This is a genomic window from Brevundimonas sp. (genome assembly GCF_030682035.1).
Taxonomy (GTDB): Bacteria; Pseudomonadota; Alphaproteobacteria; order Caulobacterales; family Caulobacteraceae; genus Brevundimonas.
In genome coordinates this window covers 56,462-70,424 of sequence record NZ_JAUXQZ010000031.1, presented here as the reverse complement: position 1 = coordinate 70,424, position 13,963 = coordinate 56,462, and the positions used below count along the sequence as shown (strand labels likewise).

The following is a 13,963-nucleotide window of genomic DNA, read 5'->3' as shown; positions in this document are numbered from 1 at the left end:
GAGCGGGCGGCCGATCCCCTTGATCTCCCATTCCGGGTTTACGTTCAGTTTACTTTGCAGGGCGTCGGGCGCTTTCGTGGCGCTCAGGCTTCGAATATCCAGGGATTGAGCACCGGCACGCCGAGGCGCGCGAAATGCTTGACGTTGCGGGTCACGACGACCAGCCCGTGGGTGATCGCGGTGGCCGCGACGAGGGCGTCGATCAACGGTTCCTTCACGCCCGACATCCGGGCCTGGTACATGAACCGACCCCAGAGGTGGGCTGTCTGGTCATCGACGCCAAGGATGCGACCCTCAAACTGTGGCAGAAGGGTTCCGACCAGCCAAGCCTCCAGATCGACCCCGTGCCTGTTGATCGCCTTGTGCTCGATGCCGGCGCGGATTTCAGCAATGACCGCGACGCTGATCCAGGCCTCGCTGGCCGGAACCGCCCTGAGCCAGCCGATGACCCCTTGATGCGGCGGAACCTTGGTGAGCTCCGACACCACATTCGTGTCGATCAGAAAGTTCAATCGTCGTGCCCGAACAGCGGCTCACGCAAACCGCCGGGCATGTGCTCAAGAACCAGCCCGCTGCCGATCAAGGGCTCAAAGACATCGAAAAGACTCGGCCCGGAGCCGGGCGTGGTAGGGTTGCCTTGGCAACGCGCCTGCCAGTCCTCAACCGACACGACGACAACCTCATCCTTGCCGTAGCGGGTCACCCGCTGCGGAACGCCGGCCTTCGCCTTCGCCACGACCTCGCTGAACCGGGCCTTGGCCTCCGCGACGGACCACTCAGCATCTTGTGCTGGCCTGGAATAGACGGGGCGCTTCATGTTGGTCATGATAGTCATAACACTGCTGCCGATCAAGCTGGCGCGGCTCAGGCCGGTCGACCAATGCGTTTGATCTCCCAGTCGAGCGGCACGCCAGTCTTGGCCAGTACATCGGCCCTCACCGCATCGCCCAGCCCCTCGATATCCGCGGCGGTCGCGTCGCCGGGGTTGATTATGAAATTGCTGTGCAATTCACTGAACATGGCCCCGCCTCCGGTGGCCATGAACAGTTTGCCGCGCCAGCCCGCCTCATCGACCAGTTTCCATGACGAATGGCCCGGCGGATTCTTGAAGGTCGAGCCACCGGTCTTCTCCCGGATCGGCTGGGTCAGTTCGCGGCGCGCGGTGATCTCGGCGATCTTCGCCGCCACGGCCTCCGGATCGGCGGGCGTCCCGCGATAGGTCGCCTCGATCCAGATGATGTCCGCCGGCGCCTTGGAGTGGCGATAGGTGTAGCCGAAATCGGCCACCACATACTCGACCCGCTGGCCCGACCGCGTCAGGCCCCGGGCCGAGACCAGAATGTCCTTCGTCTCGGCGCCGTAGCAGCCGGCGTTCATGGTCAGGGCCCCGCCGACGGTGCCCGGAATGCCCGCATAGAACTCCAGACCGCCCAGCCCCGCCTTCGCCGAGGCCCGCGCCACCATGGAGTCCAGCGCGCCGGCGCCCGCCGTGATCGTGTCGCCCTCGGTCGTGATCCCGGCGAAGGGCCGCCCGGCCAACCGCACGACCGCGCCCTCGACCCCGCCGTCGCGGACGATGACGTTGGAGCCGACGCCCAGCACCGTCGCCGGCACGGCCGGGTCCAGCGCTTTCAGAAAGTCGGCCAGATCGTCGGCATCAGCCGGAATGAACAGCACATCGGCCTTCCCGCCCACCCGGAACCAGGTGAACGGCCCCAGCGGCTCGTCGCGCAGCAGCTTGCCGCGGACGGGGGGGAGTGAGTCGAGCCACATCATTTCGCGAACCGGCCCGCATAGGTACGGAACGCTTCCTCGGAGCCGCCCGCTTCCGTCTCGATCATGGTGTAAAACTGGTCTTCAAGGCCGTCGAAACATGTATCTTCAAGATCGCTGAGCCGCTGATCTCTCACATTGCGATCTCGGGGAAACGGGGATCCAAGCAGGTTGATAGCTTCCGCTACGATCGCCGCTGTTTGGGGCATACCCAACGCAGTGAAGCCATCGACAGCCTCTGGTGCGAGCACGCCGGCGCTGTTCGAGAATAACTGCCAAAACCCACCATTACCGACTTCGCAATCGATCCACGTCGCAGCGTAGAGATGCCGAACATGTGCGGGCATGGCATTCAGCCTGGCCTGTGTTGCCTCCACGTCTTCCAATGAGATCTCGGAGTTCCAAGCGTCGTCGATTAGAGACCAGACCAAATCTGTCGGCATCAGGCCTGCATCCCCTCCAACTGCCCCGGCAGCGCATAGGCCCACTGGGTGATGTCCCCCGCCCCCAGCAGCACCACCAGATCGCCGGCCTTCGCCTCCGCCGCGATCACCCCCGGCAGGGCCTCAACACTCTCCAGCGGCTGCACCGAGCGATGCCCGAACCGCCGGATGCCCTCGACGAGCGCGTCCTTGTCGATCCCCTCGATCGGCGTCTCGCCCGCCGCATAGACGTCGGCCACGAACACCGCGTCGGCGTCCGAGAAACAGGTTGAGAACTCCTCCATCAGCGATTCCAGCCGGGTGAAGCGGTGCGGCTGGACCACGGCGATGACGCGGCCCTCGGCGACCTGTCGCGCGGCCTTGAGCACGGCGGCGATCTCGACCGGGTGGTGGCCATAGTCGTCGACGATGCGCACCCCGCCGACCACGCCGGTGGTGGTGAAGCGCCGCCGCACGCCGCCGAACCCGGCCAGACCGGCCTTGATCGCCTCATCCGACACATCCAGCTCCCGCGCCACGGCGATGGCGGCCAGCGCGTTGGAGACATTGTGCCATCCCGCCATGGGCAGATGCAGGCCCTCGATCCGGATCGGCTCGTCCAGCGCGGCCAGACCCTGCTTCTGGATCACCACGTCGAAGCGGCAGCCGTCGGGCATCATCTGGCAGTTGTCGGCCCGCACCATGGCCTGGGGGTTGATGCCATAGGTCACCAGCCGCCGGTTATCGATCGAGGCCACCAGCCGCTGCACCTCCGGGTGGTCGAGGCAGACGGCGGCGAAGCCGTAGAAGGGGATGTTCTCGACGAAGTCCACGAACGCCTTCCGCACCCCGTCGAAGTCGCCGTAGTGGTCCAGATGCTCCGGATCGATATTGGTGACGATGGCCACGGTGGACTTCAGGCGCAGGAAGCTGCCGTCGCTCTCGTCGGCCTCGACCACGATCCAGTCGCCGTCGCCGACCTTGGCGTTGGTGCCATAGGCGTTGATGATGCCGCCGTTGACCACGGTGGGGTCCAGCCCGCCGGCGTCCAGGATGGCGGCGACCATCGAGGTCGTGGTGGTCTTGCCGTGCGTGCCCCCGACCGCGATCGAGAACTGCAGCCGCATCAGCTCGGCCAGCATCTCGGCCCGGCGGACCAGCGGGATGCGCCGCTCGCGGGCGACCATCATCTCGGGGTTGGTCGGCTTGACCGCGGTCGAATAGACCACCGCCGAGACGCCGTCGCCGATATGGGTGGCGTCATGGCCGATGAAGACCCGTGCCCCCAGCTTCTCCAGCCGTTCGGTGTTGGCGCTGGCCTTGGCGTCCGAGCCCTGCACCGAATAGCCGATCTTGAGCATGATTTCGGCGATGCCGCTCATGCCGATGCCGCCAATGCCCACGAAATGGACGGGGCCGAGGTCGAACGGCACGGGGCGAAGGCGAGCGATCATTGGAAGCGATTAGCAAGGGTCGGAGCGGAATGCATCACCCCTCCACCACGCTTCGCGTGGTCCCCCTCCCCATCGCTGCGCGACAGGGAGGAGACGGCTGCTGTCTCCTCCCCATCTTGATGGTGAGGGGGACCATCCGAAGGATGGTGGAGGGGCGCCCGGGAGCTCAGTCCTCAGCCACGAAATCCCGGGCAAACTCGGGCGCGTCCTCGTCGCCGGGCAGCAGGGGTTCGTCGTCGCCGTCCGTGGCGCGCGACGGGTCCGGAACTTCGAAGCCGACCGGGATCGACAGGTCCAGCAGGCCGGCCGCCTTCATCTCCCGCACGCCGGGCAGGTCGTACAGGTTGGACAGGCCGAAATGCTCCAGGAACCGGTCGGCGGTGCCATAGGTCACCGGCCGTCCCGGTGTCCGCCGCCGCCCGCGCAGCCGCACGAACCCCATCTCCAGCAGCAGATCCAGCGTACCCCGGGACAGGGAGACGCCGCGCACGCTCTCGACCTCGGCGCGGGTGCACGGCTGGTGATAGGCGATGATGGCCAGGGTCTCGAGCGCCGCCTTCGACAGCCGCCGCGGCTCCTCGCGCTCCTCGGTCATCAGGAAGGACAGGTCCGGCGCCGTGCGGAAGCGCCAGCGGTCGGCGACGCATTCCAGCTCGACGCCCCGGCCCTGATAGCGTTCGCGCAGGGCCGAGATGGCGCCCCCGACGTCAGCGCCCTCGGGCAGCCGCCGCGCGATCTCCGCCGCCGACAGCGGACCCGCCGCGGCGAACAGCAGGGCCTCGACGCGGCGTTCGATCTCTCCGTGATCGGGGGCGAACTGGATCACGGCACCAGCTCCAGTCCCTGACCCCGCCCGCGCCGCTTCAGATACAGGTCCGCGAAGGCGGCCGCCTGTCTCACATCCATCGCCCCCTCCTTCACCAGCTCCAGACTGGCCGACAGGGTCGAGGCGGTAAAGCTGGCCTGGGTCGGACCGTGCAGGCCGTCGTGGGCGGGCGCCACCTGTTCCAGGGGGGTCCATTGCTCAAGCCGGGGCAGAACCTCCCTCAGCCAGTCGCGCGCCGCCTCGAGAGCGAAGGCCTCGACCCGCTGGCCGGGATTGTAGTGGCGCTGCTCCTCGCGCCGCCGCTGCGTCACATAGGCGGCCATCAGCTCATACAGGCTGGCGTCGATGCGGTCGGAGGGCACGATCACTGTCGCCTGCGGATCGCCGCGGGTGAAGACGTCGCGCTTCAGCTGCGGCCGGGCGGTGATCGCCTCCACCGCCTTGCGCATCGCCTCCAGCTTCTGCAGCCGGAAGGCCAGGGCCGCGGCCATCTCCTCGGCAGGCAGTTCGTCGTCCTTGCCCTTGTCGGTGCGCGGCAGCAGCAGCCGCGACTTCAGATAGGCCAGCCACGACGCCATCACCAGATAGTCCGCCGCCAGCGAGAAATTGCGCCGCCGCGCCTCGTGAACGAAGGCCAGATACTGTTCCGCCAGCCGGGTGATCGACAGCTTCAGCAGATCGACCTTCTGCGTCCGCGCCAACGCCAGCAGGACGTGGAGCGGCCCTTCATAGCCGTCCAGATCGACAACGAAGGCCTCCCGTTCGTCTACCTGTTCGGCGGCGGTGAAGTCGAGATTGGGCTGGAAGGCGTCGGTCACTGAACGATCTCCTTCCCCCCTTGCGGGGGAAGGTGGGCCGCGGAGCGGCTCGGATGGGGGGTCTGGTGCAGCGGACAGTATGGTTGGAAGTTCGCCAATCGGACAGCCCGGCGTTTCACCCCCCATCCGTCAGGCTCCGCCTGCCACCTTCCCCCGCAAGGGGGGAAGGGAAACGAGGTTGTCATGCCTGCGCCTCCCCGACATCCGGCCCCTTGGCGGCCTCCAGTTTTCCGGCCAGCATGGCGGCGAACCGCTCGCGCGCCTCGCGCTCCTCCAGCGGCTCCGGCGTATGGACGACCCGGGCCATGGCGGCGGCCGCCCGTTTCGCCGCCCTGCCCTTCAACCTGCCAGTCCCTTCGGCCACCTGTCGCATCTCGTCGAGCGCGCCGTTGCAGTGCAGGACCACGTCGCAGCCCGCCTTGAGCGACGCCTCCGCCCGCTCCCTCAAGGTTCCCGACAGCGCCTTCATCGACAGGTCGTCTGTCATGATCAGTCCGCCGAAGCCGAGGTGGTCCCGCATCAGCCGGATCGTCTTCTTCGAGGTCGTCGCCGGCCGTTTCGGATCGATGGCGTCGAACACCACATGGGCCGTCATGGCCATCGGCATGTCCGACAGCGCCTTGAACGGCGCAAAGTCCCAGCCGTCCAGGGTCGCGAAATCCGCATGCACCACCGGCAGGTCGTGGTGACTGTCGGCGAAAGCCCGCCCGTGGCCCGGCATGTGTTTGATCACCGGCAGGACGCCTCCGGCCAGAAGGCCTTCCGCCGCCGCTCGCCCCAGCTGGGCCACTGTCGCGGGGGCATGGGCATAGGCCCGGTCGCCGATGATCTCATGAGCGCCGGGTACGGGCGCGTCGAGCACCGGCAGACAATCAACATTGATTCCCACCGCCTTGAGGTCATGCGCCATCAGCCGCGCGCCCAGCCGGACCAGTTCGCGCGCCGTCAGCGGGTCGTTGGTCGCCTTGAGATAGGCCTCGCCCGGTGGATATTTCGGCCAGTGCGGCGGCCCCATCCGCTGCACCCGACCGCCTTCCTGATCGATCAGGATCGGCGCCTCCGCGTCGCCGATGCTCGCGCGTAGTTCATCGGTCAGGGCCCGCACCTGCTCCGGGCTGTCGATATTGCGGCGGAACAGGATGAAGCCCCACGGCCGAGCCTCGGCGAAGAAGGCGCGTTCCGCCTCCGTCAGCCGATGGCCGCTACAGCCGTAGATCGCCGCCGAGGTCACCGATCGATCAGCGCACGAAACAGTCGCCGCCGGCGGCCTTGATCGCGTTGCACAGGCCGGTCGCCTGATCGCGGCTCAGGCCGGTGACGGTGGTGCGATAGACCGTCGAGCCGTTCGAGGCCGTGACCTCCTGAACCCGCTTTTCAGCCCCGGCGGTGAACTGGGGATAGCGGCCGACCATGGCGGCGAACTCGCGGTCCGCCAGACTCGGCGTCGAGAAGGCCCCGATCTGGACGCCGGACGTCCCGCCGACAGTCGCCGGGGCGCGAGGTTCGGTCCTGGCGGGCGGCGGCGTCACGGGCGTCGGGCGTGGCGCGACGGGCGCGGTCGTTCCGGCCGGACGCGGCGCGGGACGCGGCTGGGCGACTTCGGGCGGCGGAGTGAAAGTCGGAGCCGTGGTCGGGGCTTCCGCGGCGTCATAGACGTCGATGCCGGCTTCCGGGTCGATCGGCTGGGCCTCCAGCGGCGCGTCGGCCTTCATCTGTACGACGGGTGTACCCACGGCGGGCGGTGCGTCATTCGAGGAGCGCGGCCCGGCGCGGTAATAGACCACCACCGCGATGATCAGGACCAGCAACACCACGCCCGAGATGATCAGCGTCATCGGCGGCGCCTTGGCCCCGCCTCCTCCGCCGGCCCGGCGCGCGTCGTAGCCGCCACGGTTGAACGGCAGATCGTCGTCGGTCGGCGGCGTATAGGCGCCCCGGTCGCGGCCCTGGTTCGGACGATAGGGATCTTCGTTGGACATGGCCGCGCCTTCCGTCGGGTCCGCGCGAATCGAAGCGCGGAACGGACACTCTATCCCGGTCCAAGTCCTTTTTCAGGCCGGGAGAAGCGGGGAAGGACTCAATCCCCTACAAATCCAGCGCCAGGTCGAGGCTGAACAGCTTTCTGTGTTCCTCGATGGCGTAGCGGTCGGTCATGCCGGCAACATAGTCGCAGACCGCTCGCGCCCGCTTCGCCTGATCCGCCACGTCCGCCCGACCCGACCATTCGGGCGGCAGGGTCGCAGGCTCGGCCATGAACAGCTGGAACATCTCGCCCAGAAGCCGCCGCGCCTGGCTGCGCGTCCGGTTGACGCGATAGTGGCGGTACATCCGCTCGAACAGGAATTTCCTCAGAATGCCCAGATCCGCCAGCATGCCGGGCGAAAACGCCACCAGCATCCGGCCGGCGGTCCGCACCGCCTCGGTCGAGCGGATATCGTCCGCCGCAATCCGCGCCTCGGTCTCGGCCAGCACGTCCTCGACCATCGCCCCGATCATGCGCCGCACCGCCTCGATGCGGATCATCCGGTCGTCAATGTCGGGCCAGTCCTTGCGCACCCCGTGCAGCACCGGCCCGATCAGCGGCACGTCGCTGAGGTCGTCCAGCGTGAACAGCCCCGCCTGCACCCCGTCGTCGACGTCGTGATTGTTGTAGGCGATGTCGTCCGCGATCGCCGCCGCCTGCGCCTCCAGCGAGGCGAAGGTGTCCAGCCGCAGGTCCCACGCCGGCGCCCCGTGATCCACAGTGTAGTCTGCGATGGCCTTCCACGCCGGCTCGTCCAGCCGGTGCGACACCGGCCCGTTGTGCTTGACCACCCCCTCGACGGTTTCCCAGCTCAGGTTCAGCCCCTCGAATTGGGGATAGCGATGCTCCAGCCGGGTCACCACGCGGAAGGTCTGGACGTTGTGGTCAAAGCCGCCCCACGGCTCCATCCGGGCCTGCAATTCGTCCTCGCCCGCATGACCGAACGGCGGATGGCCGAGGTCGTGGGCCAAGGCCACGGTCTCGGCCAGGTCGGTGTCCAGTCGCAACGCATGCGCCAGAGACCGCGCGATCTGCGCCACCTCCAGCGAATGGGTCAGGCGAGTGCGGTAGTGGTCGCCCTCATGGGCTACGAAGACCTGGGTCTTCTCCTTCAGGCGGCGAAAGGCGGTGGCGTGGATGATCCGGTCGCGATCGCGGGCGTAGGCATTACGCGTACGGCTGATCGGTTCGGGCGTCAGCCGGCCGCGGCTGTGCTCGGGGTATTCGGCATAGGCGGCGCGCTCGGGGATCAACGTCGGCTGCTCATTCGGCTGCGGGCCTTTGCGATCGGCCCTGCGCGCCTCATATAGCCCCCTGTGAGCACCGTCCAATCCGCACCCCTGTTCCAGATATCGCCGTCCGCCGGCGGGCACGGCCTGACCCTGTCCGACAGCGCCGCAAGACGCTTGACCGAACTGGGCCGGGACGAGGGTCATCCGGTCCTGCTGCGCGTCGCCGTCGACGGCGGCGGGTGCTCGGGCTTCCAGTACCGGTTCGAACTGGTCCAGTCCGCCGAGCCCGACGACATCCGCATTGAGGCCGGCGGTCAGGCGGCCATCGTGGACCCCATCTCCCTGCCCTTCCTCAAGGGCTCCGAGATCGCCTTCGTCGACGACCTCGCCGGCGCCCAGTTCGTGGTCAGGAACCCGAACGCCGCCTCCTCCTGCGGCTGCGGGGTGAGTTTCTCGATTTAGCCAGCCTATTCCTCCCCCATCGGGGGAGGGGGACCGCGTAGCGGTGGAGGGGGCCAACCTCGGACACTGGCGGATGCGGTTAGCCCCCTCCACCACCCTTCGGGCGGTCCCCCTCCCCCGGCGCTATGCTTGGGGGAGGAACAACGCTTGCTATTAGGGTATTTCCTAATTAGCGTCCTGCCTTATGAACCTGCTGTTCAAAGCCCTGTCGCATCCGGTCCGCCGCCGCATCATCGACATGCTGCGCCAGGGACCGATGGCCTCCGGCGACATCGCCGCCGCCTTCGACATGAGCTGGCCCACGATCACCGGCCACCTCAATGCGCTCAAGGAGGCCGGACTGGTCTCGCCCGAGCGCGAGGGGGCCTCGATCCGCTACCGGCTCGAGATTTCGGCCGTGGAGGAGGCTCTCGCCTTCCTGCTGGCCCTGACCGGCGCCCGCGCCGACGACCCTGAAGAGGAGCCCCGCACATGACCCGCCTCGCCGCCGCCGACCGCGCCACCCTCGCGATCACCGTCATGATCGTGACCGCCGGCGCCTGGATCGTCCTCGCCGGGCCGTCCGAACTGATGCCTTATCACTATGGCTTCGACGGGCAGGCCGACGCCTGGACCGGGCGTGAGGCGATCGGCGCCGGCATCATCGGCTTCGGCCTGCTCACCGGCGTACTCGCGGGCGGCATGGGTCTCGCGGCCGGGCGCAGCGGAAGTCCCGCCCGGGTCCGCGCCATCCGCTCGGGCCAGCTGCTGATCCTGCTGACCTTCCTGACCCTGGCGCTGTTCGCCGGCGTGGCGAGCGTGACCGGCCTGACCTCGCTCGGCGCCGCCGCGCCGATGGCCGGTCTGTCCGTCCTCTTCCTGATCGTGGGCGCCGTGGCCGGCCGCGTCGGCCCCAATCCGATCGCCGGCGTTCGCACGCCCTGGAGCCTCAAGAGCCGCCTCGCCTGGGACCGCTCCAACAGGCTGGCCGGACGGCTCTTCTTCCTTATCGGCCTGTCTGGCCTCGTCGCCGCCCCCGTCGCCCCGCAGCCGCTCGGCTATCAGATCCTGATCGGCGCGGTGGTCGCGGCCGCCTTCCTCGCGGTCGCCGAAAGCTGGCGCGTCTGGCGCACCGATCCCGACCGCCAGCCCTTCTGAACCCGCCCCGTAGAGCCACGGAGACCCGCCATGCTCAGCCTGATTCTCGCCGCCCTCCTGTCCGACCCGGTCGCTGCGCCGGTCGTCCTGCCGTCAGAGCCCGCCCCGCTGCATGGGACCCTGCTGGCTCCGGAAGGTTCGACCCGGGCCGTCGCCCTGATTATCGCCGGCTCCGGTCCCACCGACCGGGACGGGAACAGCCCGCTCGGGGTCTCGGCCTCCAGCTACCGTCTGCTCGCTGAGGGTCTGGCCGCCCACGGCGTCGCCACAGTCCGCGCGGACAAGCGCGGCGTCGGCGCAAGCGCCTACCCCGGTATGGCGGAAGCGGACCTGCGCTTCACCGACTACTCGGATGACGCCCGCGCCTGGGCCGCCGAGGCCGCCCGGCTGACCGGCCAACCCTGCGCCTGGCTGATCGGGCACAGCGAGGGTGCGCTGGTCGCCCTGGCCGCCGTGGCCCGCGGTGACGACGCCGTCTGCGGCCTCGTGCTGCTGTCCGGAGCGGGCCGGCCGGTTGGCGCGGTCCTGCGCGAGCAACTGGCCAACGCCCCCGAACCCCTCCGGGGGCAGGCCATGGCCATCCTCGCCGAGCTCGAAGCCGGACGCCCGGTCACGGACGTCCCGCCGCAGCTGGCCGCCCTGTTCCGCCCCTCAGTCCAGCCCTACATGATCTCGTGGCTGCCGCTGGACCCCGCTGAAATGGTCGCCGCCTGGGACGGGCCGGTGATGATCGGTCAGGGTACGACGGACATCCAGGTCGGCCTGACCGACGCGAGGGCCCTGGCCGCCGCCCGTCCCGACGCCCGTCTGGCGATTTGGGAGGGAGTCAACCACCAGCTGAAGATCGCGCCCGCCGACCGCGCCGCCAACCTCGCCACCTACAGCGACCCGACCCTGCCGCTGGCGCCGGGCGTCGTCGACGACGTGGCGGGCTTCATCCTGCAGCCGCGCTAGGCCAGCGTCTCCTGAAACCGCACCGGTCGCCCATGGGCCGAGCCGATCAGCGCGCCGTCCCTCATCACCACCCGGCCGCGCACGATTGTGGCCACCGCCTTACCCGTCGCCTCAAAGCCGTCGAACGGGGTCCAGCCGCAGCGGCTGGCCATGTCCGCATGGCGGATGACGTGTCGGGCCTTCAGGTCCACGATCGTCAGGTCCGCGTCATAGCCCTCGGCCATCCGGCCCTTGCCGGCGATACCGAACACCCGGTTGGCCCCGTGCGAGGTCAGGTCGATGAACCGGTCCAGGCTCAGGCGGCCGTGGGCGACATGGGTCAGCATCACTGGCACCAGGGTCTGAACGCCCGGCATCCCTGACGGCGAGGCCGGATAGGGCTTGGCCTTCTCCTCGATCGTGTGCGGGGCGTGGTCCGAGCCGAGCACGTCGAACACTCCTTGCTCGATCCCGGTCCACAGGCCCGCGATATGGGTCGCGTTGCGGATCGGCGGATTCATCTGGGCATAGCCCTTGAGCCGCTCATAGGCCTCGTCCCCGTCCAGGGTCAGATGCTGCGGCGTCGCCTCGGCGGTGGCCACATCCTTGTGATCGGCCAGGAAACGGACCTCCTCCGCCGTCGAAACGTGCAGCACATGGATCCGGGCGCCGACCTCCCGCGCCAGGCCCACCAGCCGCCGCGTCGAACGAATCGCGCTCTCGGCGTCGCGCACCTCGGGGTGGCTGGTCCAGTCGCCGGGCCGGGCCAGCGGCCGCCGCTCAACCAGCCGGTACTCATCCTCGGAATGGAAGGTGGCGCGCCGCTTCACATGGCGCAGCACCTCGCGCACGCCGTCGTCGTCTGCGACCAGCAGGGTCCCCGTCGAGGCGCCCATGAACACCTTGACCCCGCAGCAGCCCGGCAGCCGCTCCAGCTCGGCGAGGTATTTCGCATTGCCGTGGGTGCCGCCGATGTAGAAGGCGTGGTCCGTCCACATCCGGTCGCGGGCGCGGACCAGCTTGTCGGCCAGGGCGTCCGGGTCGGTGGTCGAGGGCTCGGTGTTCGGCATTTCGAACACGGCGGTTACCCCGCCAAGAGCGGCGGCGCGCGAGCCGCTCTCGAGGTCCTCCTTCCACTCCAGCCCAGGCTCGCGGAAATGGACCTGGGTGTCGATGACGCCGGGCAGGACGGTCAGGCCATGAGCGTCCACCACCTCACCCGACGAAGCCTGCGACAGGTCGCCGATGAAGACGATCCTGCCATCGGTCACGCCGACATCGGCCATGCCGCGGCCCGCGTGATTGGCCACTTCGCCGCCGCGGACGATCAGGTCGTAAGTCTGGGTCATGCGCGTCCCATACCCCTACGCGCCTGAACGATCTAGGCCGTCGCGCGCTCGGCCAGCAGCTTCGTCGCCGCCTTCAGCACCCGGTCTGCCGGCAGGTCGTTCATGTGCTGGATGGCCTGATTCAGGTTGGGGTCGATCTTGCGGAACTCATCGACCGAGCGGGGACCGCGCACCGCAATCCCCCCCCATGGGCCGTGCTCCACCTCGTCCGACGGCCCGAACGCCGCCACCACCGGTGCCCCGGCGGCCACGGCCAGGTCAGTCCAGATCGTATCCGCCCCGACATAGAGCGCCGCCCGCCCGAGGGCCGCGACCGTCTCCAGCCGGCTCAACCTGCCCTGAAGCTCGGTCACCCGGTTGCGCGGCAGCGACAGGCGGATGACGTGGGCCGCGTCGCGGGCGTTGTCGTCGCCGACCACGATCACCCGCCCGCCCTCCAGAGGTCCCCCGTCGCCGACCATGGCGACCGCCACCTTGGCGTAGCGTTCCGACGGCCAGACCTTGCCCATCCAGTCCGCGCCGGGGCCGATGGCGAGCAGGGGAACATCTTCCGTGGGGATCAGGGCGTCCGCGGCCGCCTGCGAGATCTCTGAGACGAACAGTTTCGGCCCCGGGACATCCTCAAGCTGCAGCACCCGCGCCGCCTGCTCCACCGCATGGACCCCGGCCTCCCAAGCGCCGCGCACGGCCCGCTTCTGCCGCTTCAGCTTGGCCGACAGGGTAGTGCCCCGCATGTCGACGACCAGCCCCCAACGCGTCTCCCGCACCTTGTTCCACAAACCCAACCAATCCAGTCGGCTGTCGCGCTCCAGCACGATCAGCCGGTCCAGCCGCGGCGTATCGGCGAACAGGGCCGCGCTCTTCGGCGATCCGACAACCGTGAAGCTCGCCTGCGGCATGGCCTCGACCATATAGGCGAGCACCCCCGATGACAGGATCGCGTCGCTCGCGTCCGCCTCGGCGATGTAGAGGATGGGGAACCGTCCGGCCATGGATTGGACCGTATACGGATTCTCGGTCTGTCAGCGTCGCCGGGGTCGCGTTCCCGCGACATATGCGTAAGTTCGCTGTGGACGAGGGAGATTCCATGAAAGTTCGATCTGTCTGGACAGCTGGCGCACTCACCCTGTTGATGTGCGCGGCATTCGCCTCGCCTACTCCCCAAGTTGCGCATGAAGCCCCTCCCGGCGAGGGCGTCATCTGCGCTTGGGCCATCTACAGTCTGGTCGAGGAGGTCGGGCGCCGCTGCGCCCCCGGACCGTTACCCGGAGGCACAGGCGGAGCTGCGCCGGACCGTCCAAAGGTTGGACGACTACGTCCAGGCCAATTCGGAGCTCACGCCCGAGCAGATCGCGCAGTTCAAATCAGAACAGGCCCACGTCGGCGCACCTGAAGCGGAACTCTGCCGGGGTGACGCCTTGGAGATGTTCGAACATCTGGGCCGGGTCGATCCGGTCGAGTTGAGAACCGGTATTGATGCGTTGGTCGCCCGTCCCGCCGCACCAACTTGGGGCACGTGCCTGTAGGAACGGAG

17 protein-coding genes are annotated in these 13,963 nt (G+C 68.5%); 5 read left to right on the top strand and 12 right to left on the bottom strand.

Going from position 1 to position 13,963, the window contains the following annotated elements; all coding sequences use genetic code 11:
• Positions 1-83: 83 nt before the first annotated feature.
• The 10 genes from Q8K49_RS08975 to Q8K49_RS08930 form a co-directional block, all read right to left on the bottom strand.
• On the bottom strand, positions 84-512 hold the full coding sequence (locus Q8K49_RS08975) for a type II toxin-antitoxin system VapC family toxin (RefSeq protein ID WP_305305403.1): 429 nt from the start codon (positions 510-512) through the stop codon (positions 84-86).
• The gene (locus tag Q8K49_RS08970) at positions 509-826 is read right to left on the bottom strand and encodes a type II toxin-antitoxin system Phd/YefM family antitoxin (protein WP_305305402.1); all 318 of its coding nucleotides are present in this window, start codon (positions 824-826) and stop codon (positions 509-511) included. The genes Q8K49_RS08975 and Q8K49_RS08970 overlap by 4 nt, the downstream gene beginning before the upstream one ends.
• A gap of 38 nt (positions 827-864) precedes the next feature.
• Entirely contained in the window at positions 865-1,776 is a 912-nt protein-coding gene (gene murB / locus Q8K49_RS08965) for a UDP-N-acetylmuramate dehydrogenase (protein WP_305305401.1), read from the bottom strand.
• Positions 1,773-2,216, bottom strand: coding sequence for a DUF4375 domain-containing protein (locus Q8K49_RS08960; RefSeq protein ID WP_305305400.1), 444 nt, complete (start codon positions 2,214-2,216; stop codon positions 1,773-1,775). The genes murB and Q8K49_RS08960 overlap by 4 nt, the downstream gene beginning before the upstream one ends.
• Positions 2,216-3,649, bottom strand: a complete 1,434-nt coding sequence (murC, locus tag Q8K49_RS08955) for a UDP-N-acetylmuramate--L-alanine ligase (protein WP_305305399.1) — start codon at positions 3,647-3,649, stop codon at positions 2,216-2,218. The genes Q8K49_RS08960 and murC overlap by 1 nt, the downstream gene beginning before the upstream one ends.
• Before the next feature lie 166 nt (positions 3,650-3,815).
• On the bottom strand, positions 3,816-4,475 hold the full coding sequence (scpB, locus tag Q8K49_RS08950; RefSeq protein WP_305305398.1) for an SMC-Scp complex subunit ScpB: 660 nt from the start codon (positions 4,473-4,475) through the stop codon (positions 3,816-3,818).
• Positions 4,472-5,293, bottom strand: a complete 822-nt coding sequence (locus Q8K49_RS08945) for a ScpA family protein (RefSeq protein ID WP_305305397.1) — start codon at positions 5,291-5,293, stop codon at positions 4,472-4,474. The genes scpB and Q8K49_RS08945 overlap by 4 nt, the downstream gene beginning before the upstream one ends.
• A 181-nt stretch (positions 5,294-5,474) precedes the next feature.
• Positions 5,475-6,524, bottom strand: a complete 1,050-nt coding sequence (nagZ, locus tag Q8K49_RS08940) for a beta-N-acetylhexosaminidase (RefSeq protein ID WP_305305396.1) — start codon at positions 6,522-6,524, stop codon at positions 5,475-5,477.
• Between the two features lie 7 nt (positions 6,525-6,531).
• Positions 6,532-7,272, bottom strand: a complete 741-nt coding sequence (locus tag Q8K49_RS08935; protein WP_305305395.1) for an SPOR domain-containing protein — start codon at positions 7,270-7,272, stop codon at positions 6,532-6,534.
• Between the two features lie 106 nt (positions 7,273-7,378).
• Positions 7,379-8,569 carry a deoxyguanosinetriphosphate triphosphohydrolase gene (locus Q8K49_RS08930; protein ID WP_305305394.1) on the bottom strand — a complete coding sequence of 397 codons (1,191 nt, stop codon included), beginning with the start codon at positions 8,567-8,569 and terminating at the stop codon, positions 7,379-7,381.
• A 63-nt stretch (positions 8,570-8,632) separates the two neighbouring features.
• Here Q8K49_RS08930 and erpA point away from each other — a divergent pair, with 63 nt between their 5' ends.
• The 4 genes from erpA (at position 8,633) to Q8K49_RS08910 (ending at position 11,101) form a co-directional block, all read left to right on the top strand.
• A complete protein-coding gene (gene erpA / locus Q8K49_RS08925; protein ID WP_305305393.1) occupies positions 8,633-9,010 on the top strand; it encodes an iron-sulfur cluster insertion protein ErpA in 378 nt (125 codons plus the stop codon).
• 184 nt (positions 9,011-9,194) lie between these two features.
• On the top strand, positions 9,195-9,485 hold the full coding sequence (locus Q8K49_RS08920; protein WP_305305392.1) for a metalloregulator ArsR/SmtB family transcription factor: 291 nt from the start codon (positions 9,195-9,197) through the stop codon (positions 9,483-9,485).
• Positions 9,482-10,147: an SdpI family protein gene (locus tag Q8K49_RS08915; RefSeq protein ID WP_305305391.1), complete on the top strand. Its 666-nt coding sequence runs from the start codon at positions 9,482-9,484 to the stop codon at positions 10,145-10,147. Before Q8K49_RS08920 ends, Q8K49_RS08915 begins: the two co-directional genes overlap by 4 nt.
• 30 nt (positions 10,148-10,177) lie before the next feature.
• Positions 10,178-11,101 carry an alpha/beta hydrolase gene (locus Q8K49_RS08910; protein ID WP_305305390.1) on the top strand — a complete coding sequence of 308 codons (924 nt, stop codon included), beginning with the start codon at positions 10,178-10,180 and terminating at the stop codon, positions 11,099-11,101.
• On the opposite strand, the gene Q8K49_RS08905 is transcribed toward Q8K49_RS08910, so the two are convergent.
• Together Q8K49_RS08905 and Q8K49_RS08900 are read right to left on the bottom strand one after the other, a co-directional pair.
• Positions 11,098-12,429 (bottom strand): dihydroorotase, encoded by a 1,332-nt coding sequence (locus tag Q8K49_RS08905; protein ID WP_305305389.1) that lies wholly within the window; start codon positions 12,427-12,429, stop codon positions 11,098-11,100. The genes Q8K49_RS08910 and Q8K49_RS08905 overlap by 4 nt on opposite strands.
• A gap of 32 nt (positions 12,430-12,461) precedes the next feature.
• A complete protein-coding gene (locus Q8K49_RS08900) occupies positions 12,462-13,421 on the bottom strand; it encodes a glycosyltransferase family 9 protein (protein WP_305305388.1) in 960 nt (319 codons plus the stop codon).
• Between the two features lie 312 nt (positions 13,422-13,733).
• Here Q8K49_RS08900 and Q8K49_RS08895 point away from each other — a divergent pair, with 312 nt between their 5' ends.
• Positions 13,734-13,955, top strand: a complete 222-nt coding sequence (locus tag Q8K49_RS08895; RefSeq protein ID WP_305305387.1) for a hypothetical protein — start codon at positions 13,734-13,736, stop codon at positions 13,953-13,955.
• Positions 13,956-13,963: the final 8 nt, after the last annotated feature.

Excerpts from the sequence above, each read along its gene's own strand:
- Q8K49_RS08970 (WP_305305402.1), bottom strand. The coding sequence starts at position 826 with ATGACCAACATGAAGCGCCCCGTCTATTCCAGGCCAGCACAAGATGCT.
- murB (WP_305305401.1), bottom strand. The coding sequence starts at position 1,776 with ATGATGTGGCTCGACTCACTCCCCCCCGTCCGCGGCAAGCTGCTGCGC.
- Q8K49_RS08960 (WP_305305400.1), bottom strand. The coding sequence starts at position 2,216 with ATGCCGACAGATTTGGTCTGGTCTCTAATCGACGACGCTTGGAACTCC.
- murC (WP_305305399.1), bottom strand. The coding sequence starts at position 3,649 with ATGATCGCTCGCCTTCGCCCCGTGCCGTTCGACCTCGGCCCCGTCCAT.
- Q8K49_RS08935 (WP_305305395.1), bottom strand. The coding sequence starts at position 7,272 with ATGTCCAACGAAGATCCCTATCGTCCGAACCAGGGCCGCGACCGGGGC.
- Q8K49_RS08920 (WP_305305392.1), top strand. The coding sequence starts at position 9,195 with ATGAACCTGCTGTTCAAAGCCCTGTCGCATCCGGTCCGCCGCCGCATC.
- Q8K49_RS08915 (WP_305305391.1), top strand. The coding sequence starts at position 9,482 with ATGACCCGCCTCGCCGCCGCCGACCGCGCCACCCTCGCGATCACCGTC.
- Q8K49_RS08910 (WP_305305390.1), top strand. The coding sequence starts at position 10,178 with ATGCTCAGCCTGATTCTCGCCGCCCTCCTGTCCGACCCGGTCGCTGCG.
- Q8K49_RS08905 (WP_305305389.1), bottom strand. The coding sequence starts at position 12,429 with ATGACCCAGACTTACGACCTGATCGTCCGCGGCGGCGAAGTGGCCAAT.
- Q8K49_RS08900 (WP_305305388.1), bottom strand. The coding sequence starts at position 13,421 with ATGGCCGGACGGTTCCCCATCCTCTACATCGCCGAGGCGGACGCGAGC.